General features: G+C 40.0%; 17 protein-coding genes, 1 tRNA gene and 5 pseudogenes. 14 read left to right on the top strand and 9 right to left on the bottom strand.

Annotated elements, in window-relative coordinates:
* A pseudogene (locus tag ACFPQ3_RS05505) lies at positions 1 to 395 on the top strand (transposase); the annotation flags it as partial.
* Between the two features lie 41 nt (positions 396 to 436).
* Here ACFPQ3_RS05505 and ACFPQ3_RS05500 read toward each other — a convergent pair.
* Positions 437 to 577 (bottom strand): annotated as a pseudogene (locus tag ACFPQ3_RS05500) (helix-turn-helix domain-containing protein); the annotation flags it as partial.
* Between the two features lie 234 nt (positions 578 to 811).
* Here ACFPQ3_RS05500 and rplS point away from each other — a divergent pair.
* The 4 genes from rplS (at position 812) to asnA (ending at position 3,695) form a co-directional block, all read left to right on the top strand.
* The gene (gene rplS, locus ACFPQ3_RS05495; RefSeq protein ID WP_027971744.1) at positions 812 to 1,159 is read left to right on the top strand and encodes a 50S ribosomal protein L19; all 348 of its coding nucleotides are present in this window, start codon (positions 812 to 814) and stop codon (positions 1,157 to 1,159) included.
* A 183-nt stretch (positions 1,160 to 1,342) separates the two neighbouring features.
* Positions 1,343 to 1,414: transfer RNA gene (locus tag ACFPQ3_RS05490), tRNA-Arg, on the top strand.
* Positions 1,415 to 1,557: 143 nt separating this feature from the next.
* Entirely contained in the window at positions 1,558 to 2,622 is a 1,065-nt protein-coding gene (locus tag ACFPQ3_RS05485) for an MmcQ/YjbR family DNA-binding protein (RefSeq protein ID WP_156805639.1), read from the top strand.
* A gap of 80 nt (positions 2,623 to 2,702) precedes the next feature.
* Positions 2,703 to 3,695 (top strand): aspartate--ammonia ligase, encoded by a 993-nt coding sequence (gene asnA / locus ACFPQ3_RS05480; RefSeq protein WP_156805640.1) that lies wholly within the window; start codon positions 2,703 to 2,705, stop codon positions 3,693 to 3,695.
* A gap of 110 nt (positions 3,696 to 3,805) precedes the next feature.
* Here asnA and ACFPQ3_RS05475 read toward each other — a convergent pair whose 3' ends face one another.
* A complete protein-coding gene (locus ACFPQ3_RS05475; RefSeq protein ID WP_156805641.1) occupies positions 3,806 to 5,056 on the bottom strand; it encodes an aminopeptidase in 1,251 nt (416 codons plus the stop codon).
* 142 nt (positions 5,057 to 5,198) lie between these two features.
* On the opposite strand from ACFPQ3_RS05475, the gene ACFPQ3_RS05470 reads away from it, so the two are divergent.
* The 4 genes from ACFPQ3_RS05470 to ACFPQ3_RS05455 all read left to right on the top strand — a co-directional run bounded on the left by ACFPQ3_RS05470 (position 5,199) and on the right by ACFPQ3_RS05455 (position 7,884).
* Positions 5,199 to 5,327 carry a DUF4044 domain-containing protein gene (locus ACFPQ3_RS05470; RefSeq protein ID WP_156805642.1) on the top strand — a complete coding sequence of 43 codons (129 nt, stop codon included), beginning with the start codon at positions 5,199 to 5,201 and terminating at the stop codon, positions 5,325 to 5,327.
* Positions 5,328 to 5,594: 267 nt separating this feature from the next.
* Positions 5,595 to 6,908 (top strand): GTPase ObgE, encoded by a 1,314-nt coding sequence (obgE, locus tag ACFPQ3_RS05465; RefSeq protein ID WP_156805643.1) that lies wholly within the window; start codon positions 5,595 to 5,597, stop codon positions 6,906 to 6,908.
* 235 nt (positions 6,909 to 7,143) lie between these two features.
* A complete protein-coding gene (locus tag ACFPQ3_RS05460; protein ID WP_156805644.1) occupies positions 7,144 to 7,698 on the top strand; it encodes a GNAT family N-acetyltransferase in 555 nt (184 codons plus the stop codon).
* 15 nt (positions 7,699 to 7,713) lie between these two features.
* The gene (locus ACFPQ3_RS05455) at positions 7,714 to 7,884 is read left to right on the top strand and encodes a hypothetical protein (RefSeq protein ID WP_121835767.1); all 171 of its coding nucleotides are present in this window, start codon (positions 7,714 to 7,716) and stop codon (positions 7,882 to 7,884) included.
* A gap of 13 nt (positions 7,885 to 7,897) precedes the next feature.
* Here ACFPQ3_RS05455 and ACFPQ3_RS05450 read toward each other — a convergent pair whose 3' ends face one another.
* The 3 genes from ACFPQ3_RS05450 to ACFPQ3_RS05440 form a co-directional block, all read right to left on the bottom strand.
* Positions 7,898 to 9,397: an ATP-binding cassette domain-containing protein gene (locus tag ACFPQ3_RS05450; protein WP_156805658.1), complete on the bottom strand. Its 1,500-nt coding sequence runs from the start codon at positions 9,395 to 9,397 to the stop codon at positions 7,898 to 7,900.
* Positions 9,398 to 9,415: 18 nt separating this feature from the next.
* On the bottom strand, positions 9,416 to 9,565 hold the full coding sequence (locus ACFPQ3_RS05445; RefSeq protein ID WP_156805645.1) for a hypothetical protein: 150 nt from the start codon (positions 9,563 to 9,565) through the stop codon (positions 9,416 to 9,418).
* Between the two features lie 963 nt (positions 9,566 to 10,528).
* Positions 10,529 to 12,811: a Xaa-Pro dipeptidyl-peptidase gene (locus ACFPQ3_RS05440; protein ID WP_156805646.1), complete on the bottom strand. Its 2,283-nt coding sequence runs from the start codon at positions 12,809 to 12,811 to the stop codon at positions 10,529 to 10,531.
* 164 nt (positions 12,812 to 12,975) lie between these two features.
* Here ACFPQ3_RS05440 and gla point away from each other — a divergent pair, with 164 nt between their 5' ends.
* Positions 12,976 to 13,863: an aquaglyceroporin Gla gene (gla, locus tag ACFPQ3_RS05435; protein ID WP_156805647.1), complete on the top strand. Its 888-nt coding sequence runs from the start codon at positions 12,976 to 12,978 to the stop codon at positions 13,861 to 13,863.
* A gap of 93 nt (positions 13,864 to 13,956) precedes the next feature.
* Here the strand turns inward: gla and ACFPQ3_RS05430 are convergent.
* Positions 13,957 to 15,035, bottom strand: a pseudogene (locus ACFPQ3_RS05430) (IS3 family transposase).
* A 170-nt stretch (positions 15,036 to 15,205) separates the two neighbouring features.
* On the opposite strand from ACFPQ3_RS05430, the gene ACFPQ3_RS05425 reads away from it, so the two are divergent.
* The 4 genes from ACFPQ3_RS05425 (at position 15,206) to groL (ending at position 19,375) form a co-directional block, all read left to right on the top strand.
* Complete coding sequence (locus ACFPQ3_RS05425; protein ID WP_156805648.1) at positions 15,206 to 15,949, top strand: CppA N-terminal domain-containing protein; 744 nt, start codon at positions 15,206 to 15,208, stop codon at positions 15,947 to 15,949.
* Positions 15,946 to 16,872 carry a serine hydrolase domain-containing protein gene (locus ACFPQ3_RS05420; protein ID WP_156805649.1) on the top strand — a complete coding sequence of 309 codons (927 nt, stop codon included), beginning with the start codon at positions 15,946 to 15,948 and terminating at the stop codon, positions 16,870 to 16,872. The genes ACFPQ3_RS05425 and ACFPQ3_RS05420 overlap by 4 nt, the downstream gene beginning before the upstream one ends.
* Before the next feature lie 428 nt (positions 16,873 to 17,300).
* On the top strand, positions 17,301 to 17,588 hold the full coding sequence (gene groES / locus ACFPQ3_RS05415) for a co-chaperone GroES (protein WP_156805650.1): 288 nt from the start codon (positions 17,301 to 17,303) through the stop codon (positions 17,586 to 17,588).
* Between the two features lie 164 nt (positions 17,589 to 17,752).
* The gene (gene groL / locus ACFPQ3_RS05410) at positions 17,753 to 19,375 is read left to right on the top strand and encodes a chaperonin GroEL (RefSeq protein WP_156805651.1); all 1,623 of its coding nucleotides are present in this window, start codon (positions 17,753 to 17,755) and stop codon (positions 19,373 to 19,375) included.
* A gap of 90 nt (positions 19,376 to 19,465) precedes the next feature.
* On the opposite strand, the pseudogene ACFPQ3_RS05405 reads toward groL, so the two are convergent.
* The 3 genes and pseudogenes from ACFPQ3_RS05405 to ACFPQ3_RS11820 all read right to left on the bottom strand — a co-directional run.
* A pseudogene (locus ACFPQ3_RS05405) lies at positions 19,466 to 20,371 on the bottom strand (IS3 family transposase); the annotation flags it as partial.
* A 3-nt stretch (positions 20,372 to 20,374) separates the two neighbouring features.
* On the bottom strand, positions 20,375 to 20,545 hold the full coding sequence (locus tag ACFPQ3_RS05400) for a hypothetical protein (RefSeq protein WP_198039947.1): 171 nt from the start codon (positions 20,543 to 20,545) through the stop codon (positions 20,375 to 20,377).
* A gap of 672 nt (positions 20,546 to 21,217) precedes the next feature.
* Positions 21,218 to 21,292: pseudogene (locus ACFPQ3_RS11820) on the bottom strand (transposase); the annotation flags it as partial.
* Positions 21,293 to 21,311 lie beyond the last annotated feature (19 nt).

Here is a 21,311-nt window from a genome sequence, read left to right as displayed (position 1 = left end):
TCGTAACAGAGATTGGGGATTTTAATCGTTTTGCGACCGCTCAACAAGTTGCCTCTTACCTTGGGTTGACCCCTAGTGAAAATTCTAGTGGGGAAAAAGAACGAAAAGGAGGGATCACTAAGGCTAGCAACAGTCATGTCAGACGAGTGTTGATTGAAGCGACTCAGTCTATAGCGAAAGGAAGGGTCGGTCATAAGTCGAAAAAACTTGAAAAGCGTCAAAATGGCAATTCTCCTGAGGTTATTGCCTATGCGGATAGGGCTAATGAACGGTTGAGAAGACGTTAGTACAAGTTGGTCTTGTCGAACAATAAGAAACAAAATGTGGCTAAAACAGCGATTGCTCGTGAATTTTCAGGGTTTATCTGGGGGATGATGACAGGGAGAATTATTTGAGTTTAGGCTTTGTTTTCGTATACTTTTTTGACTTATTTTATCATCGCAGAGCGATGAGGACCTAGAAGGCGAGCAATCTCAGCGTTTTTCTTCCCCATCTTGAGATAGGCACTAATTTCTCCTCGTTCAGAGGCTGAGAGGTGTGAATAAGATCGATTTTTGGTAGAATGATTAGTGGACATGTTCATCTGCTTTCTATACTGAGTTGGGGGAATTCTAGTATATCAGACGAACATGTCTTTTCTGTTGCACTTCATTTTACAACGCGGGGATTGTATTTTCCAATAACATTTAACTTGCCAGTTCGAGCTCTTTTTGTTAAAATAATAAAAGTGTGTAATGGACACACAGAAATTACGGCTAATCCGCTGGGACGATAGACTGCTCTTAAGATTAGTAAGATAGGAGAATAACAAATGAATCCATTAATCCAAAGTTTGACTGAAGGTCAACTTCGTACTGACATCCCATCATTCCGCCCTGGTGACACTGTCCGCGTTCACGCGAAAGTTGTCGAAGGTAACCGCGAACGTATCCAGATCTTCGAAGGTGTTGTCATCTCTCGTAAAGGTCAAGGGATCTCAGAAATGTATACTGTTCGTAAAATCTCAGGTGGTATCGGTGTAGAACGTACGTTCCCAATTCACACACCACGTGTTGATAAAATTGAAGTGGTACGTTACGGTAAAGTCCGTCGTGCTAAACTTTACTACTTGCGTGCTCTTCAAGGTAAGGCTGCTCGTATTAAAGAAATCCGTCGTTAATTCTAAGATATAAAGACCGTTAAATGAGCAAAGCAAAATAGGAGTTTTGACAATGGACGTTGGCGTTCGAGGAAAACGATCTTTTTTGCACAACTCATAGGTTCTATTCAATTCAACTCTCTAACTTAGAAGGGTTGCGAATAACGTACGGATAAAAATCTGCCTTAGGCAGGTTTTTTACTAGCTCTCTTAGTTAAATGGATATAACAAATTCCTCCTAAGAATTAGTTGCAGGTTCGATTCCTGCAGGGGGCAAAACAAGGGTGAAGAGGTTGGGGAAAATGATTCCAGCCTCTTCGTTTTTACAGTAATGTTAGGGTGATCTGATGATTGATTGAAATATGCAGAAGTCGAACTTTTATAGTCGTGACTTCTGTTATATTTATGGAGAAAGTGTAATGGCTTTAGAAGATGTGGTATTTACCAAAAAGCGAGTGTGTTTTGATAAGTTAATTTCTTATGGATTTTCTTTTGATGGAGAGATTTACCGTTATACAGAGAGCTTCTTAGAGGATAGTTTTGAAGCTAGAGTTAGCATTTCAAAAGATGGGGATCTTTCTGCTTGTGTTATTGATTTGGAGCTTGATGAGGAATATTTAGCGTTACGTGTTGAGCGTGTAGTAGGATCATTTGTTGGTCAAGTTAGAGAGGGTTATCTTGAGATTTTAGAAAGAATTGCGGCTACTTGTTTTGAAACTCAGCCATTTTCTCAAGAACAAACCAATCGTCTCGCTATTTATTTGACCGAAAATTTTGGAGATCAGACGGATAGTCCTTTTGCCAAATTCCCTAGCTTTACAGCTTTTCGTCATCCAGATAATCAAAAATGGTACGGTTTGGTAGGTACTGTGGAGCGATCTAAGTTGCAGTTAGGGGAAGAGGAATGGTCAGAAGAGGGGTTAAAAGAAGTGGTGGAAATCATTAACATCAAGGTTTCTCCCAATGATATTCCAAGCCTTATCGAGAAAACTTCAATTTATCCAGCTTATCATATGTCTAAGAAGTCATGGGTAACGGTGGTTTTGGATGGTAATGTATCTGATCAAGAGCTCTTTGAATTAGTAATCAACAGCCGTCAATTGGTTGCTCCTAAAACAGTTTCTAATCCTAATGGTACAGATTACTGGATTATTCCTGCCAATATGAAAAATTATGATATTGATAAAGACTTCGCTGTCAGCTCACAGGTTTACTGGCATCAGAAAAAATCCCTTAAAAAAGGAGATATCGTTCTAATTTATATTACTGCTCCGACAAAAGCGGTGCGCTATATTTGTGAGGTCCTCAAAGATAACATATCTGATGGTGATGAAAAGTTGATGAGTATTCAGTTGCTGAAAAAACTATCTGATATTGAACTCTCTCTAGATTTACTAAAAGAATTAGGGGTAACTAATATTCGTGGCCCTCGTCGGCTAACTGCATCAGCCATTTCCTTTATCAAAAAGAATATTTTATCATAAAAAGCCTTCATAAGGGCTTTTTTTTCATAAGAAAAGACGGTATAATAGTTCCAATTATTGAAATGAAACGAGGAGTTCTGATGAAGAAAAGTTTTATCCATCAGCAGGAAGAAATTTCTTTTGTTAAAAATACGTTTACTCAGTATTTGAAAGATAAGCTTGAAATTGTTGAAGTTCAAGGGCCTATCTTGAGTCAAGTCGGTGATGGTATGCAGGATAATTTATCAGGTGTCGAAAATCCTGTATCGGTTAAGGTAAAGTTGATTCCTGAACACACTTTTGAAGTGGTACACTCGCTTGCTAAATGGAAACGTCATACTTTGGCACGTTTTGGCTTTAATGAGGGGGAAGGACTTTTTGTTCATATGAAGGCTTTGCGCCCAGACGAGGACTCACTTGACCCAACTCACTCTGTTTATGTGGATCAGTGGGACTGGGAAAAGGTTATTCCTGACGGACAACGTAATATTGCTTATTTAAAGAAAACAGTTGAAAAAGTTTATAAAGCAATTCGTCTGACTGAACTTGCGGTTGAAGCACGATATGACATTGAATCCATTTTGCCTAAGCAAATCACCTTTATTCATACGGAAGAATTGGTAGAACGTTACCCAGATTTAACACCAAAAGAGCGTGAAAATGCAGTGTGTAAAGAATATGGTTCAGTCTTCTTGATTGGAATTGGTGGCGTCTTGCCAGATGGTAAACCTCATGACGGCCGTGCACCTGACTATGATGACTGGACAAGTCACTCAGAGCGTGGTTATAAAGGTTTAAATGGTGATATTTTAGTGTGGAATGATCAACTTGGAACAGCCTTTGAGTTGTCTTCAATGGGAATCCGTGTCGATGAAGACGCCTTGAAACGTCAGGTAAAAATCACTGGAGACGAAGATCGCCTTGAACTAGAATGGCATAGAGCACTTCTAAACGGCCTTTTCCCATTAACCATTGGTGGTGGTATTGGACAATCACGACTTGTGATGTTCTTGCTCCGTAAAAAACATATCGGAGAAGTGCAATCAAGTGTCTGGCCAAGAGAAGTACGTGAAGACTATGACAATATTCTCTAATGAAGTGATTCGATAGATAAGATTCATAACATAAGGCAAGCCTGTTCGGTTTGTCTTTTTTTGAAATCAAAAAAACGCCAGCAGGAGCAAGCGTTTTTGATTTCAAATGATTATTTGAATGAGTCTGCCCACTCTCCACCACGGAAGATTGGCACAACTTGTCCATCAACAGTGATACCGTCTACATCCATGTGCTCTGATCCAATCATAAAGTCAACGTGAGCAGTTGAACGATTAAGACCAGCAGCTTCAAGTTCTTCTTGACTCATTTCAGTACCACCTTTGATTGAGAAAGCGTAAGCTTGACCAATAGCCAAGTGATTTGAAGCATTTTCGTCAAATAGGGTATTGAAGAAGGTTAGTCCTGATAGTGAAATTGGTGTTTTGTGTGGTACGAGGGCAACTTCTCCAAGAGCACGTGCACCTTTACTTTCTTCAACCAATTTCTTGATAGTAGCTTCGCCTTTTTCAGCGGTTACTTCTGTGATTTGACCATCTTTGAAGGTGAATTTCATGCCTTCGATAATTGTTCCAGCATAGCTGAGTGGTTTGGTAGATGATACATATCCTTCTGCACGACGGAAATCAGGAGCTGAGAAGACTTCTTCTGTTGGCATATTGGCAATGAACTCATCACCTTGGGCGTTGACAGAACCTGCGGCTTCCCAAACATGATTTTTAGGCATTCCGAGTATCAAGTCTGTTCCTGGTGCAGTGTAATGCAGAGCATCAAACTGGTATTTGTTAAGAAGCTCGGCTTTTGCGACCAAGTTAGCTTGGTGTTCATCCCAGGCCTTGATTGGGTCTTCTTCGTAAACACGGTTTAATTTGAAAATGGTATCCCATAGCGCATCAACTTGCTCTTCTTCAGTAGCAAGGTCAGGGAAGACAAGGGCAGCCCATTCTTTACCAGCAGCGGCAGCAAGATTCCAGCTCACTTTATTAGCTTGGGTAGCTTCTCGTTGTGCAGCAAGAGCAAGAGACTGTGCCTGCTGCGCTTTTGACAAACGATCTTGATCAACACCAGCAAAAACATTTGGGTCAGAAGAACGAATGAAGAGGCGACTGGCTTTTTTCTCTAAAAAGTGATTTGATTTAGCAACGACGTAATCTGCAACAGTTGTCACGCAATCTTCATCAGCGTGGAGGAGTTTTTCACGTGTAATTTGATCATCAGAGTAATCAAGAATAACTTCAGCAGCTCCGTGGGCGTAAGCTGATTTCACCAAAAGACGTGCGAATTGTGACTGTTCTACATCCACAGTCATAATGACGGTATGGTCTTTTTTGACACCCAGTCCTTTGACAATAAGCAAATCAGCATATTTTTTTAAGTTTTCTTCAAAATTAGGTAATGTCATAACCCTCTCCTATTTTCTAAAAGTCGCTTTTAAATATAGCATATTCTTCTAAATTTCTCAATGAAAAATCTTTACTATTGTTTGCGAAATCCCTCATTTCATGGTAATATAGATAAGAATTAAGCAAAGAAGAGGAATAATCATGGCTTTTGGTGATAATGGAAATCGTAAAAAAACACCTTTTGAGATTTTAGTGCAAATTGTAGTCATTTTTATGATTTTGGTTACACTTGGTGGAGTGGTCTTTAGTGCCATTAACATCTTGATGTAAGGTAAGATTCATTAGAGAAATGGCAGGGCAAGAGCTCTGCTTTTTATCAATAAAAAGAAAAAGGGATAGTCGTGAAGGACTAAGGTCTTAATGAAGCTATTCTATTTAGTTAAAAAGAGAAAGGAAAGAGGGGACTTCGGTTAGGTATTGTGCTAATCTGAACTCGGGCTAAATCCTCGGAAAAAAGATAAACCAACTCTTGTGCAAGCACTCATCGTTGGTTTCCTATTTTTCTATCGGATTTGGGCGCCCTCTGTATCATAAGTTATGTCAATGTTTTTGGATACTGCTAAGATTAGTGTGAAGGCTGGTCGTGGTGGTGATGGCATGGTGGCTTTTCGTCGTGAAAAGTATGTACCAGATGGTGGCCCATGGGGTGGTGATGGCGGAAAAGGTGGCTCAGTCATCTTTAAAGTAGATGAGGGGTTACGCACCCTTATGGATTTCCGTTACAATCGTAAATTTAAGGCTCGAGATGGTGAAAAAGGAATGACCAAAGGGATGCACGGAAAAGGTGCTAAAGACCTTATCGTCTCAGTTCCTCAAGGGACAACTGTTCGTGATGCGGAGACAGGTAAAGTCTTAACTGACTTGGTAGAGCATGGGCAAGAGTTCATCGTGGCGCGTGGTGGTCGTGGTGGCCGTGGGAATATCCGTTTTGCGACACCTCGTAATCCTGCACCTGAAATTGCGGAAAATGGGGAGCCAGGTGAAGAGCGTCAGCTTGAATTAGAATTAAAAATCCTCGCAGACGTTGGTTTAGTTGGTTTCCCATCAGTTGGTAAATCAACTATTCTTAGCGTGGTATCGGCAGCTAAACCCAAAATTGGTGCCTATCACTTTACAACGATTGTGCCTAACCTTGGTATGGTTCGTACGAAGTCTGGGGAGAGCTTTGCGATGGCAGACCTTCCAGGATTGATTGAAGGGGCTTCTCAGGGTGTTGGCCTTGGGACACAGTTCCTTCGCCACATTGAGCGCACGCGTGTTATTCTTCACGTCATTGACATGTCAGCTAGTGAGGGACGTGACCCTTATGATGACTATGTGCAAATCAATACCGAGCTTGAAACTTATAACCTGCGCTTGATGGAGCGTCCGCAGATTATCGTTGCCAATAAAATGGACATGCCAGAATCAGAAGAAAATTTGAAGATTTTTAAGGAAAAATTAGCAGCTAACTATGATGAATTTGATGAGTTGCCAATGATTTTCCCAATCTCAAGTTTGGCGCATCAAGGTTTGGACAATCTCTTGGAAGCAACAGCAGAGCTGCTTGATCAAACAGATGAATTCCTGCTTTACACCGAAGAAGACATGCAAGACGATGAAGTTTACTATGGCTTCAATGCAGACGAGCGTCCATTTGAAATCACACGTGATGACGATGCCGCTTGGGTGCTTTACGGTGAGAAATTAGAACGTCTCTTTGTCATGACCAATATGGAACGTGACGAGTCTATCATGAAATTTGCCCGCCAATTGCGTGGTATGGGAGTTGACGAAGCCCTCCGTGAACGTGGTGCCAAAGACGGTGATATCGTCCGTATCGGAAACTTTGAATTCGAGTTTGTGGATTAACACAGTCCGGTGGACTGTGTTAACCCGAGTTCAGAAATAAGAGAGCGAGGCAATTCCGTTGGACCTTTTAAGCCAAAATTTAGAAACGAAAGAGTGAGGTAGTCTGGTGGAGCTTGATAGTCTGTGGATAAATTGTCAAAGCCTCTTTCCCTAAGAATGAGATAGTAAAATCTAACTTAAGTCGAGAAATCATAGAGTGCAAATCACTAGATTTTATAAATAGGAGTTTTAGATTATGCAACATAAAGGTACAGTTCAACTTGAAACGGAACGTCTCATTTTAAGACAATTTCAATTTGAAGATGCAGAAACCATGTTTCAGAATTGTTGGTCTAATAGAGATGTGTGGAAGTGGACCAGCTATGAGGAAATGTCTATTGTTGACGATCTTATCACAAAAAATGGTCTATTTACGGATTGGTGGTTGGATTTATATGAGCATCCTAATCGTTATAATTGGGCCATAACCTTGAAATCAACAGACGAACCGATTGGCCGAGTTTTTGTCATTCAGATCAACGAAGAAAGTGCAGAGGCTGAAATTACCTATGAAATAGGTGAAAAATGGTGGAATCAGGGGTTAATGACAGAAACTCTTAAAGAAGTTAGTCGTTTTTTATTCGATGATGTTCATGTAAAACGACTGATTGCTTATCATGCTAAGGAAAATCCTTCTTCAGGAAAAGTCATGACCCACATTGGGATGACCTTGTTCAAGATTGTTCCAAATGGCTATACTTGTAATGCTGGAACATTCGATAGTCATTATTATGAAATTTTCAATAAATGATACAGGAGGTCGAACATGGGAGATAAACCGATATCTTTTAAGGATAAAGATGGCAACTTTGTTTCAGCGGCTGATGTTTGGAATAAGGAAAAATTAGAGGAGCTGTTTACCCTCCTCAATCCTAATCGCAAACTTCGTTTGGAACGAGAAAAATTAGCCAAAGAAAACACAGAGGAGCAAGCCTAGTGGCCTGCTCTTTTTAGCGTACAAGATTTTCTGATGTTAATTCATACCGTATTTCAGCCACTTCCTCAATGAATTTGCGGTCGTGTGACACGCTAATGATAGCTCCGGGGAAGTTTTGCAATAACTTTCTGATTTCAGGTTGTGAAGTTGGTGAAAAATTTCTAGTTGGCTCATCTAGAAGGAGAACATTGGCTTTCTCTAGCACCATTTTGGCAAAGAAAAGTTTGGCTTTTTGTCCGCCAGAAAGCTGTCCTATCGGATGTGAGACTTCCTCTCTGGTAAATTTGAGGCTAGCCAGTAAGGTACGGACCTCTTGCTCCATTGATGTTTGGCTGAGAAAGGCTAGCGCAGTCATCTGATTATCCATACACTCCTCGTAGGTCTGAGGCATGTAGCCCAGTTTGATATCAGCTCGCGCAGACAAATGCGTATGAATTTTCTTGAGTAGATGTGTTTTACCAATCCCATTTTTCCCAGTAAAGACCAGTTTATCTTGACCCAAAATGCGGAGGTCAATCACTTGACCTGTCTCTAAAACATCATTCTCCCAGTTGAGTAAAACTTTACGAGGAGGAAGCGGTGTGATGTCTGAAAAGAAGATGTTGATGATGTCGTCATTGTCGGGAATGGCGGTGAAGGTTGCAGCTTCTTTGTCATAGCGTTTTTCTTGAGATTTGATATTTTTGAATTTTTTAGCCAGAAGCCGACCAGCCACATCGTTTTTGGTATTCCTTAATTGATGCTCAACACTCTGGTGGAGGCGATGAATCCTAGCCAGTCTGTCAGCATGTTCCTCCCTCTCCTTATTAGCAAGCTGTAATTGTTTCTCGTAGGTTTCCCTGCGCCATATCTGATATTCCTTATAGGTCATTGGCTGATAAGTTGCCTTAGATTGGGTCCGTTTTTTCACGAGTTCCAACTGCAAAATAGCTGTCGCGGTTGCCTCCAAGAACTGCTCATCATGTGAGATGAAGATAATGGTTTCTTGGCTACGCCTGATAAAGGATTCGAGCCATTGAAGAGTTTCCAAGTCCAAATCATTTGAGGGTTCGTCAAGAAGAATGAGGTCTGGTTCATAGCTGAGCAGTTTAATCAGTTGCAATTTTAACCGTTCTCCGCCAGATAAGTTTTTTACGCTCTGCCCTTTTTCCTCACAATCAGCCAGAGGAAAATCAAGATCGTCAGCTAATTGATAGAGGCGATTAAAATCAAGGCGGTCAAAGTCGGCGTCTTGGTAAAGGAAATCCGTTACGGTAAGCTCAAGCTCTTCTTGTGGCAGGCTCTGTGGCAGATAAGCAGGGCAGTGAAAGTGGTTGATGACATTTCCGTTGATGGAAGCGTAGGTTGAGACGAGGTCTGGCTGATAGAGAACCTGCATCAAGGTTGATTTACCCGTTCCTTCCTCTCCGATAATGGCCAATTTGTCACCAGGATTGACGACAAGCGATAAGTCATTAAGGAGAGTAGAGAGGTCCTTTTGATGGGTGATGGTGAGATTTTGGAGTTGTAAAATAGGCGTCACCTCTTTCTGCTAACGATTGCCACGATTGTGATAACCACAAGCTCTCTGAGCCTTCGTTGTAGGATGTAGAGATTTATTATTGTGAATGTTACGTTTGTGAGATGCTTGTTTTTCTTTTTGTTGATTAAGAATGGTATGGTGGGTAGTAGTTGTTGACATGAGCTATTCCTTTCCAGTCGTCGATTCAGGGAAGACGACAAAAACTCCCAACCTTATCAAGTTGAGAGTGTGTTAGCTGAATAATCTCTTAGGGCATCTTGAAATCCTTAGTAAAATAATGGAGAAAATCTCTCCACTATTGGCTAAAATTGGGAAACTAAAATATAGGATAGAATGCTAGAGAAAATAGAAAAAGAGCACACCTAAAAACACATCTTGATAAGGCTTACCAATAACATGTTGCTTAGTTGATCATGGCTCCATTCCTCCAAATATTTTTTCAAAGGTAGTATAACATTTTTTGAAAACGATGTCAAACCAAAAATGAACACGTGTAATTTCCCAAAGTGAGTTCCACTTTGGTTTCCGAAGTGGAACTTAGTCTGAGACTCTAGTATGTAAAAATGTTACAACAAATAGGTAATGGATTTGATGTAACATTTTTATAATAGATATCATAAAGAAACTTAAGGAGTTTATCATGAAAAAATGAAGTTTTTGTCGGTATTTACTATCATGGGAGCGATAGTTGTAGGACATGCTACATGTGGTAAGTCTAAGAGCAGTTCTTCTGCTTTGGGAATGATTAATGTTGTTTTTCGTGAGGAATGTTCTGGAACTCGTGGTGTTTTCATTAAATTATTTCACATTAAAGAAAAAATGATGCAGCTTAAAAAGTTAATTTGACAACGAATAAAGTAATTGTTACCAACTCAACATCTTGATGGTGATAACAGTCATAGGTAATCCATCACATGTTGGAGCTATCTCACTTGGTTTGTTTTTTTGCAATGTCATCAGCTTATTGGTATCAGTGGTGAATTATATTCAATCAAAATTAGAATTTTAAATCCTATAATATCATTGATAGACTTCCGAGACCTTTGGAGCGTCCGCATTTTTTAAGAAAGAAACAAAAAGAAATTTTTGAATTTAGATTATTATTTAGAAAGGAAAATCTGGTTACTTAGTCACAGAAAGCGCTAGTTGAGCCTTGTTCCAATCAATCGTCAATTCATAGTCGCTATTATCACGGATCGTGTGTTCAAAGTCAGTGGTATAAAGGACAAGACGAAGGGTGCTATTTTCTTCCAAAGCGTAGATGGTTGGTTGCAGTTCCAAAGTCACTTGCATCCAGTCGTCTGGTATGACTTCTTTAATCGTTAATAATCCGTCACGATTTTGTAGGTTGAGGTGACCTTTAGTAATCACACGATAGGCTGCTTCACGCTGAGGGAGCTCAACCAGGTGTTCTTTTTCAAAGAGACGGCCGTTATCAAGAGATTTTGGAGAAATAATGGATGGTATATCTTGAAGGTATTTTTTCTCTCCTTGTTCCAATAGCTGAGCTGAGAGCAAACCTTTATTGGTTGAAGATTTGACAGACAAGGTTAATTTGACACGCCCGTTTAGCAGCAGCGCTTTTTCAACAGGAATATCAATGGTGATGGCGTTGGCTTTTTTAGTAAATAAATCAGCCTTGAAGTTATTGAAATTCTTGCCATACTTGGTAAAGCTATCGTCGTTATAGTGATTGGAAATGATGTGGCCTTCACTTGATAAGTCAAAGGTTTCGTAGTTTTGAGAACCAAATGTTTCAAGAGTTTTCCACGTTTGAGCAGAACGGTTATCCTGCCAAATAACTACTGGGAGGTTATGGTTATTTTCTTGCCCCAAAAGCTTTTGAGAAAGAAGTGTGTTCATGCTTTCACGGAAATCAATAGATTGCCAGTTGTTTATGTAGACGTGGGCGCCGTGGTGAAGGAACAAGTGTTTATCAATATGGTTTGGAAGAGCATTAAACATATTAAAGACATTGATTGGTTTAACATTCCAGTCTTGAGTACCATGAGTAAAGACGACAGTGGCTTTTACTTTATCAGCATTTTTGATGTAGTTACGGTTGTGCCAAAATTGGTTATAGTCTCCGTTAACTCGATCAATATCTATCCCTTGTTGTTCCAAGAATTTTTGGTAGGTAGCATTGTTGCGAAGATAGTCTCCAGCTAAAAGATTACGAGAATAGGTAAGCTCTGTTAAACTATTAAGGTCTTCACCAGGGTAGCCACCAGGGCTAACGATAAGACCATTTTCACGGTAATAATCGTACCAAGAAGAAATACCAGCTTCTGCGATGATGACGTCTAAGCCATCTACGCCTGTTGTTGCTAAAGCATTTGACATGGTACCAAGATAAGATAGCCCAGAAGTGACCACTTTACCAGTCGCCCAAATGGCTTCAATACGACGTTCTCTAGTCTTACTTGTAAAGGCAACAGCTCTGCCATTTAACCAATCAATAACGCTCTTGTAGGCTTCTACCTGCTGGTAGTCCCCTGTTGTCATAAAGCCATCGGAGTTGAGGGTACCGATACCTGAAACGTAGATATTGGCAAAACCACGCGCTAGCATGTAGTCATTGAGGGTGTAGCTAGGACGAGGTAGGTTTGTGAAGCTCTCTTCAGTCTCTGTCACCAGAGTAGCTTGACTCTGACTGTCAAGTGTTTGGATTTTTTCTTCTCTTAAGGAAATAGCTGACGCTGATTTGACGGTTAATTCGCCTTCCATTTTATGAGTCAGTGCATCAGAGGCGGGTTCATTAACTCCTTGCTGATAAGGAGAGGCAGTCATGATAACAGGGATTTTGTGAGTCGTTTTAGGACGTATGATATTGACTTTGATGATATCAGTTTGACCATCACCATCTGTATCAACTGGTGTTTCCACATAAACGACTTCACGAATGACGTTGCTAGTATCAAACGTTGCTAGAGATTTTCCATTGAAAAAGGCGTAATCATTGGTGACTGGAATAAGATTTTCTGTCACTAAGCGGTCAATTAAGGTATTGCCAGATGGGCAACGTGTAGCAAGTAATTGATGAAGATTGCCTAGGCTAGAATCAAATATGATTGGGAAATGGAGCTTTTCGATAAATTCAGTCGTGTCTTTGAAATCTACATTTGGAATAAAGCCAAGAACTTGCAAGGCAACAGTATTAAAAATATTGGCAGTGACTTCTTTGTCAGACTGGAAGAAAGAAAGTAGGTCTGTTTCAGTATCCGCAATCCACATGGACAGGGCGTAGTCTGTATCTTGGTAATGAAGTGACAAGATTTTGTTGAGGAATGTTTTAAAGTTTAGTTTGAAACTCTTATTTGAGTTGACATTAAAGCCTAGCGAACGAAGTTCCTGCTCAGCTATGTTTTCAGAAACAGCAAAATAAGATAGTTGATTGTATTTCATAAAAATCCTTTCATACGTAGAAGTTTTAATCTTAATAAGATGAGTCTATCAATCATAAAAAAGTAAACGTTTTTATTTGAAGATATACCTTTACTTTGTTTATTATACTTGATAGAATGGTTAATGTCTAAAAAAATTCGTATTTTGAAAGGAAATTAAGACAAATGGATGTTACATGGACAGTGAAATATATCACTGAATTCTTAGCGACTGCTCTCCTTATCATTATCGGTAATGGTACAGTTGCTAACGTTGACCTTAAAGGTACAAAAGGAAACAACTCAGGTTGGATCTTGATTGCTATTGGTTATGGTTTGGCAGTTATGATGCCAGCGCTTATGTTTGGTAACGTATCTGGTAACCACATTAATCCAGCCTTTACACTAGGTCTTGCAGTATCTGGACTTTTCCCTTGGAAACATGTTCCAGCTTACATCATTGCTCAACTTTTAGGAGCGATGTTTGGTCAGTTGATGATTGTTATGGTTTACCGCCCATACTTCATGAAAACGGAAAATCCAAATCACATCTTAGGATCATTCTCAACAATCAATGCTCTGGATAACGGTACTAAAGAAAGCCGTAAAGCAGCAACAATCAATGGCTTTTTAAATGAGTTCCTTGGGTCATTTGTTCTCTTTTTTGGTGCGCTTGGTTTGACTAAAAACTTCTTTGGTGCTGAACTAGGTTCATTGATTAAAGAAACGCTTACCTCACAAGCAGCAGCTTATGGACAAAAATTGTCAGAATCTGATATCGCTGATGCAGCAAAAGCACAAGTGGCTCAAATGACAAATGGTAGCCAAGCAGTTGCCCATGTTGCTCTAGGTTTCCTTGTTATGGCACTTGTAGCGGCGGTTGGTGGTCCAACTGGTCCTGGTCTTAACCCAGCGCGTGATCTTGGTCCTCGTATCGTCCATGCTATTCTTCCAAAATCAATTCTTGGTGAAAACAAAGCAGATTCTAAATGGTGGTACGCTTGGGTAGGTGTTTGTGCGCCAATCCTTGCTTCAATCGCTGCGGTAGCACTTTTCAAATACCTTTACCTATAAGAAGATTTGATAAGTTACTATTTGGCATGAATAGAAAAAAGTTTAGGCATTTTGAACTGCTCCCTGTCAAGTGGACAATGAAATAATAAAAGATTAAGCAACGGCCTTGTCCCTCAATTCAAGAGGGGCAAGGCCGTTGTGCTTCTCTTGAAATCGTTCGTTATTGTAAAAATAGATATAGTCATCAATATCATAAACTAATTCCTCAAATGTCTTGTAAGCCTTCAAGTCATAACACTCCGTCTTAAAGTGACCAAAGAAACTCTCAATTGGCGCATTGTCAATGCATTTACCAACTCGTGACCTAGAGCGTGTCATCTGATATTGGGGCGTTACCATCCGGTATTCCCGTGAAGTGTATTGACTTCCTCTGTCGCTGTGGATGATTGGTGTGGCATCTGGATTAGCTTCCATAGTCTTTCTTAGGTTCTCCATGACAAGAGGATTGTCCATTATGCTTACTGATATGGTAAGCTACGATAGAGCCGTCATAAAGGTCTTTAATAGCACTTAAATAAGCTTTACAACCTCGTCCATACGGTAAGAAAGTCACATCTGTACACCATTTTTGATTAGGGGCTTGAGCTGTAACTCTTCTTCTGGGGTAAGGTTCGGTTTACTGTCTAACCCTTTACCTCTGCGATCTAGGAGTCCTTGACTCCCGTCCTTCTCAAACTTTCTCACCCAGGAATAAACTTATTGGTAGGAAATGCCATATTTCTCAATCGCTGTCTAATAGTCCTTATCATGAATAATGGTGAAGTTGACAATCTCCACACGTTCTTCAAAAGTGGTTTTTCGTCCTTGGTTCATATGACTTAATCCTTTACTAGTTGCTTTGATTTCTATACCACTAGTATACCGTTTTAGCCACTTTTCGAGAACACTTCTAGAGGATATTTGATACCTGTCACAAATAGTATACGTTGACCTGTTCCATTAAGATAATCTTGTACAGCTTGTTCTTTGACTTCTTTTGAGTATCTTATCCAATTTCTACTTTCTCTTAGTCCTGCTACACCTAGCTGTTGGTATTTACGACCCCAAGTTCTAATGGTGGTATCACTAACTTTATATTCCCTTATTAAGCCTGAAATGGATTTCCCTTTTTCTAAATACAAGTTAATAATCTCTAGTTTTTCTTCTACTGATTTTGGGATTCTTTTTGACATACGAAAACTCCCCTTTTAGTTTCTAGTGAATTTTTGTTTTTTCACTGTCCACTATAAGGGGGGCATATTATTTGTCCTAGCTTTTTTCATTTTTTAAATTATTCTTAAATTTTTAATTCTCTTGCTAAAATTTAAACTTTATTTTACAATAGAAAAGATTGGAGAACGATATGACATTAGTAACGAAAGCGACTTTCAAAACACCTGTTGTAAGGGTATTTGACAAAGACGCCAATATTTCTTTTTACCAAGAAACTCTAGGGTTTAGATTGGTTTCTGAAGAAAATGCTATTGCGATTTTTTCTGCTTACGAAAACTCTGAACGGACTTTCATTATTGAAGAGTCACCAACTTATCGTACCCGTGCTGTCAATGGTAAAACAAAACATCATAAGACGATTATCAAAGTAACAAGAGCATCTGATATTGAATGCTTATTGGCACGTGACATTACTGTTGATACTCTTTTTAAGGGGGAAAATGGCTACGCTTTTGAGGTGACTTCCCCTCAAGGGTACACCTACCTGATACATGCTGAGAACGACAGAGCAAGTCTTGTTACGATAGAAAAAACTGATTTTAAAGCTCAGCCTGATTTTTTGGGCTTATCTGATTTTACAATTGAAGAGCTTGTTCTCAATGTTCCAAATGTTGGTATTGCGCAAGCTTTTTATCGAAAACTTAATCTGTCGCTAGCAATAAGTTTTGTTGAGTCTGAGGGTGAGGACCTTCAAGTTAATCCAGATGATGTGTGGGACTTGGAGTATTTGGAGTTTACGTTGCCTGTGGAGAGTGAAATAGCACTCGTTAAAGAGGAATTGGAAACGTTGGGGTGTGCTATTGCCTACGATGATAAAAAATTACTGGTTACAAGAGATACTAGTAACATCGAAATTTGGTTTAGTAAGTCATGAAAACAATTTTAGGTAAGATTGATCAACAAATGGCTGCCAATCTCTATCATGGGGCTAGCCTTGCTCTTTATCGTGACGGTGTTTGGAGAGAGCACTACATAGGAACGCAGGACGGGGAGACTCCCGTCCTTCCTGGTCTTGCTTATGATTTGGCCAGTGTTTCCAAGGTTGTTGGTGTGGCAACTATTTGTATTTTTTTGTTAAATAGTGGAGCGATTCGATTAGATGATTCTCTCGTTAAGTATTATCCTGAATTTCATGATAAGTCGGTTACTCTGCGCCAGCTGTTGACCCATACAACAGGGATAAATCCTTTTATTCCAAATCGTGATAGGCTTTCAGAAAATGAATTAAAAGAGGCTATTAATCAAATCACGGTGACTGATCATAAGGCTTTTCATTATACGGACATCAATTTTCTCTTACTAGGTTTTATGCTAGAAGAAATTTTAGGTTGTCCATTAGCTGAGATGTTTCAGAAAGACATTTTTATCCCTTGGAAGATGACTGAAACTGATTTTGGCCCTGTAAAAGGTGCTGTACCAACGGTAAAAGGGGTAACAGATGGCTTGGTTCATGATCCTAAGGCAAAGGTTTTGGGAAGACATGCTGGGTCAGCAGGGTTGTTTTCAACACTAAGTGATTTAAAACGTTTCTGCCAGCATTATTTAGAAGACGATTTTGCTGAAAACCTTTGGACCAATATCAGCTTAAGCAATAAGACACGCTCTATCGGCTGGAATTTAGATGGTGATTGGATTGACCATACCGGTTACACGGGCCCTTTTGTGATGCTCAATCGTAAGGAGCAGTGTGCAGCGATTTTTCTAACCAATCGCACCTTTGAATACGATGACCGTCCCCTCTGGATTGCTAAGAGACGGGAACTGAGAGATGTGATTCAAGTTGCACTAAGTCGTTAAAACTCCTAGATTGTGATGACTTGCCGAGTGCTAGATGTTGTATCTAATGCTTAGAGCGTCATTGACATCCAGGACAGGGCAAATGCATAAAGTAAGTATGGTTTTCAGAAATTAGATTTTCAGCATGTAAACTCATTTTATCTCTAAAATGATGTTATAATCCTAACAGGGATAAAGAAATAATAACGAAAAAATGTAAAATAGCCGAAAATATATTGTAAAAATACATGTATCTCAAAAGTGATTACATGTATTTTCTTTATGCGTACAGCGTGCATCCGGAGTTTTTTTCTTGACTATTTCTGATCAAGTGATAGAATGGTAAGAGTAAGTTAGCACTTGTATGACAAGAGTGCTAAAATTTCGTTTTCGCATCACAAAAAGTGAAAACGGTTATCATATACTAAAACAAAATCAGGAGGAAAACAATGAGTTTGAAACCATTAGGTGACCGTGTTGTTGTCACATTTGAAGAAGTAGAAGAAAAAACAGTTGGTGGCTTTGTCCTCGCAGGAGCTTCGCATGATGCAACGAAAACAGCTACTGTTGTTGCGGTTGGCGAAGGTATTCGCACCTTAAATGGTGATTTAGTAGCACCAAGTGTTGAAGCTGGCGATAAAGTGCTTGTTGAAACGGGTGCTGGTATTGAGGTGAAGGATGGTGAAGACAAAGTATTTATCATCCGTGAATCTGACATTGTGGCGATTGTGGAATAAAGATAATATAAGGAAGGATAGAAAGGAGAGAGGGTAGCCGGTATGAGTTTAACTGAATACGGGCTACGGACGGCTGTAAAAAGATGAACTTTAACTAGACGCTAGCGTCGTCATTGAGTTCCCTATTTTGCTATTGTCCGGTAAACGCCCTCTATATCTTAATTATGGCAAAAGAGATTAAATTTTCAGCGGATGCACGTGAAGCAATGCTCCGTGGTGTGGATATTTTAGCAGATACAGTAAAAGTTACCTTAGGTCCTAAGGGACGTAATGTGGTGCTTGAAAAAGCCTTTGGTTCGCCACTTATCACTAACGATGGGGTAACCATTGCTAAAGAAATTGAATTAGAAGACCATTTTGAAAACATGGGGGCAAAACTCGTTTCAGAAGTGGCTTCAAAAACCAATGATATTGCAGGTGACGGGACAACGACTGCGACAGTGCTCACACAAGCCATCGTTCGTGAAGGTCTTAAAAACGTGACAGCAGGTGCCAATCCAATTGGTATCCGTCGTGGGATTGAAACAGCAGTTGCGACAGCTGTTGAAGAATTGAAAGGGATCGCTCAGCCAGTTTCAAATCGTGAAGCCATTGCACAAGTTGCTGCGGTATCATCACGTTCTGAAAAAGTTGGTGAGTATATCTCAGAAGCTATGGAGCGCGTGGGTAAAGATGGTGTTATTACTATCGAAGAATCACGTGGGATGGAAACTGAACTTGAAGTGGTTGAAGGGATGCAATTTGATCGTGGTTACCTGTCACAATACATGGTAACGGACAATGAAAAAATGGTGGCAGATCTTGAGAATCCATTTATCTTGATTACAGACAAGAAAATTTCAAATATTCAAGAAATCTTACCACTTTTAGAAGAAGTTCTTAAAACAAGTCGCGCACTTTTGATTATCGCTGATGATGTGGATGGTGAGGCCCTTCCAACCCTTGTTCTTAACAAAATTCGTGGAACATTCAATGTGGTTGCTGTTAAAGCTCCTGGATTTGGTGACCGTCGTAAAGCTATGCTCGAAGATATTGCTGTTTTGACAGGTGCGACAGTGATTACAGAAGACCTTGGTCTTGAATTGAAAGATGCGACAATGGCTGCGCTTGGTCAAGCGGCTAAAGTTTCTGTGGACAAAGATAGCACTGTTATCGTTGAAGGAGCTGGTAGCGCAGAAGCTATTGCTAACCGTGTCAACCTCATCAAGTCACAATTAGAAACGACAACGTCAGAATTTGACCGTGAAAAACTTCAAGAGCGCTTGGCGAAATTAGCTGGTGGTGTCGCTGTGATTAAAGTCGGTGCGGCAACCGAAACGGCCCTTAAAGAAATGAAATTGCGTATTGAAGATGCTCTTAATGCAACTCGTGCAGCTGTTGAAGAAGGAATCGTTGCTGGTGGTGGTACAGCACTTGTTCAAGTGATTGAAAAAGTTGCAGCGCTTGATCTTGAAGGTGACGATGCGACAGGTAGAAACATCGTTCTTCGTGCCCTTGAAGAGCCTGTTCGTCAGATTGCATATAACGCTGGTTACGAAGGCTCTGTTATCATTGATAAATTGAAAAACAGTGACTCAGGTATTGGCTTTAACGCTGCGACAGGTGAGTGGGTTAACATGGTAGAAACAGGAATCATTGACCCTGTTAAAGTGACTCGTTCAGCTCTTCAAAATGCCTCATCAGTGGCAAGTCTTATCTTGACAACAGAGGCAGTTGTTGCTAACAAACCAGAACCAGCTGCTCCAGTAGCGCCAGCTATGGATCCAGGCATGATGGGTGGGTTCTAAAATCACATTATCAGAACAAAAAGACAAATACTGAAAAGTTGGGTAAATGAACTGCTCCCTGTCAAGTGGACAATGAAATAATAAGAGAAGCACAACGGCCTTGTCCCTCAATTCAAGAGGGGCAAGGCTGTTGTGCTTCTCTTGAAATCGTTCGTTATTGTAAAAATAGATATAGTCATCAATATCATAAACTAATTCCTCAAATGTCTTGTAAGCCTTCAAGTCATAACATTCCGTCTTAAAGTGACCAAAGAAACTCTCAATTGGCGCATTGTCAATGCATTTACCAACTCGTGACATAGAGCGTGTCATCTGATATTGGGGCATTACCATCCGGTATTCCCGTGAAGTGTATTGACTTCCTCTGTCGCTGTGGATGATTGGTGTGGCATCTGGATTAGCTTCCATAGCCTTTCTTAGGTTCTCCATGACAAGTGTATTGACTGATATGGTAAGCCATAGAACCATCATAAAGGTCTTTAATAGCACTTAAATAAGCTTTACAACCTCGTCCATACCGTAAGAAAGTCACATCTGTACACTATTTTTGATTAGGGGCTTGAGCTGTGAACTCTCGATTGAGAAAATTCTCTTCGATAGTCACAAAGCTGGTCTTGGTGCAATAGCCTCTAGAACGGCGAATAACTGATGAGATGCCAAGGATACATATTAAGCGACGAATTCGCTTCTTGTTATAAGTTGTTCCAAGTTTCCGATTGACAGCTCGCGTCATTCGACGGTAGCCTAAAATTCCCTTGCGTTTGGTATGGAGTTCCTTGATGACTTTTAATAGTGTTCGATTTGTCTCCTCAGATGTAGTCTCTTTGTGATTAAGCCACTTGTAATAACCTGATCGAGACACTCCAAGTCATTGGCATAACTGGCTAATGAGGCTCCACTATGCTTATCGGAATAATCTTTAATAGCTTGAAATTCTTCTAAGTAACGTCCGAGTCTTACCATCGGTTTCTGCGTCTGATTTCTTCTACCTTTTTGGCGCTAGCCGTTAGAAGCAAAGCGAGTTACGGATAGCCCTGCAAGGCTTGTCCAAGCGTTAGGAACAGGGTGACGACACGATTGGCAACAAGCAACTGCAAGCAGTCCTTTTTCTAAATACCAGTTAACAATCTCTAGTTTTTCTTCTACTGATTTTGGACTTCTTTTTGACATACGAAAACTCCCCTTTTAGTTTCTAGTGAATTTTTGTTTTTTCACTGTCCACTATAAGGGGAGTATATCAAAACGATATCCAGCTTTTTTGCTTTTTATCCATTATGAAATGAGTGAATGATAAGAGAACAAAAGGGATGTAAAGGAATACAAGGGAAAAGGTTGTGAACTTAGATAAAGGATGTTAAACTGGAATAGGTTGAAGATTATAGTGGATTGAATAAAGGTTAGGACATCATTAAGTAGCTTTGAAGAACTCTAGTTCTATCAGCAGCTCCTAGCCTTGTCCTATTATTTTCTCAATCCACTGATATGTAAAGCCCTTTGTCAAGTAAAAACAATCAAGCTTAGAAAAAATTGAACGCATCTGGAAAGAGTCTAAATCTTAGCTCCGGGCATTGGCCATTCTGATATTCGTGGATTGGTTACCTACAGGTCAATGGTTCTGCCGCGAGTCCTACTCTCTATAAGCTTGGATCACAATGGTGCCACTTAGTGAATTCGTAGATGACTCAAACCTTGAAGTTCTAAACTCCTTCAAGATGCCCTCAATCTCATTTTTTCAATCCTTAGTGCTGTCAAAATTCACCTGTGATTTTTGATGGTACTAAGGATTCCTCATCGCTCTGCGATGATAAAATAAGTCAAAAAAGTATAAAACAAAGCCTAAACTCAAACAATTCTCCCTGTCATCATCCCCCAGATAAACCCTGAAAATTCATGAGCAATCGCTGTTTTAGCCACATTTTATTTCTTATTGTTCGAC

Source organism: Streptococcus caledonicus (genome assembly GCF_042656225.1).
Lineage (GTDB): Bacteria > Bacillota > Bacilli > Lactobacillales > Streptococcaceae > Streptococcus > Streptococcus caledonicus.
Note: the sequence above shows the minus strand (reverse complement) of the source record. Positions and strands in the feature narration are given on the sequence as shown.

What these genes read in the sequence shown, in the direction of transcription:
- ACFPQ3_RS05440 (WP_156805646.1), bottom strand. Translation starts at nt 12,811, where the DNA reads ATGAAATACAATCAACTATCTTATTTTGCTGTTTCTGAAAACATAGCT.
- ACFPQ3_RS05470 (WP_156805642.1), top strand. Translation starts at nt 5,199, where the DNA reads ATGGCTTTTGGTGATAATGGAAATCGTAAAAAAACACCTTTTGAGATT.
- asnA (WP_156805640.1), top strand. Translation starts at nt 2,703, where the DNA reads ATGAAGAAAAGTTTTATCCATCAGCAGGAAGAAATTTCTTTTGTTAAA.
- ACFPQ3_RS05445 (WP_156805645.1), bottom strand. Translation starts at nt 9,565, where the DNA reads ATGTCAACAACTACTACCCACCATACCATTCTTAATCAACAAAAAGAA.
- groL (WP_156805651.1), top strand. Translation starts at nt 17,753, where the DNA reads ATGGCAAAAGAGATTAAATTTTCAGCGGATGCACGTGAAGCAATGCTC.
- ACFPQ3_RS05425 (WP_156805648.1), top strand. Translation starts at nt 15,206, where the DNA reads ATGACATTAGTAACGAAAGCGACTTTCAAAACACCTGTTGTAAGGGTA.
- ACFPQ3_RS05455 (WP_121835767.1), top strand. Translation starts at nt 7,714, where the DNA reads ATGGGAGATAAACCGATATCTTTTAAGGATAAAGATGGCAACTTTGTT.
- groES (WP_156805650.1), top strand. Translation starts at nt 17,301, where the DNA reads ATGAGTTTGAAACCATTAGGTGACCGTGTTGTTGTCACATTTGAAGAA.
- rplS (WP_027971744.1), top strand. Translation starts at nt 812, where the DNA reads ATGAATCCATTAATCCAAAGTTTGACTGAAGGTCAACTTCGTACTGAC.
- obgE (WP_156805643.1), top strand. Translation starts at nt 5,595, where the DNA reads ATGTCAATGTTTTTGGATACTGCTAAGATTAGTGTGAAGGCTGGTCGT.
- gla (WP_156805647.1), top strand. Translation starts at nt 12,976, where the DNA reads ATGGATGTTACATGGACAGTGAAATATATCACTGAATTCTTAGCGACT.
- ACFPQ3_RS05420 (WP_156805649.1), top strand. Translation starts at nt 15,946, where the DNA reads ATGAAAACAATTTTAGGTAAGATTGATCAACAAATGGCTGCCAATCTC.
- ACFPQ3_RS05400 (WP_198039947.1), bottom strand. Translation starts at nt 20,545, where the DNA reads ATGTCAAAAAGAAGTCCAAAATCAGTAGAAGAAAAACTAGAGATTGTT.
- ACFPQ3_RS05485 (WP_156805639.1), top strand. Translation starts at nt 1,558, where the DNA reads ATGGCTTTAGAAGATGTGGTATTTACCAAAAAGCGAGTGTGTTTTGAT.
- ACFPQ3_RS05475 (WP_156805641.1), bottom strand. Translation starts at nt 5,056, where the DNA reads ATGACATTACCTAATTTTGAAGAAAACTTAAAAAAATATGCTGATTTG.
- ACFPQ3_RS05460 (WP_156805644.1), top strand. Translation starts at nt 7,144, where the DNA reads ATGCAACATAAAGGTACAGTTCAACTTGAAACGGAACGTCTCATTTTA.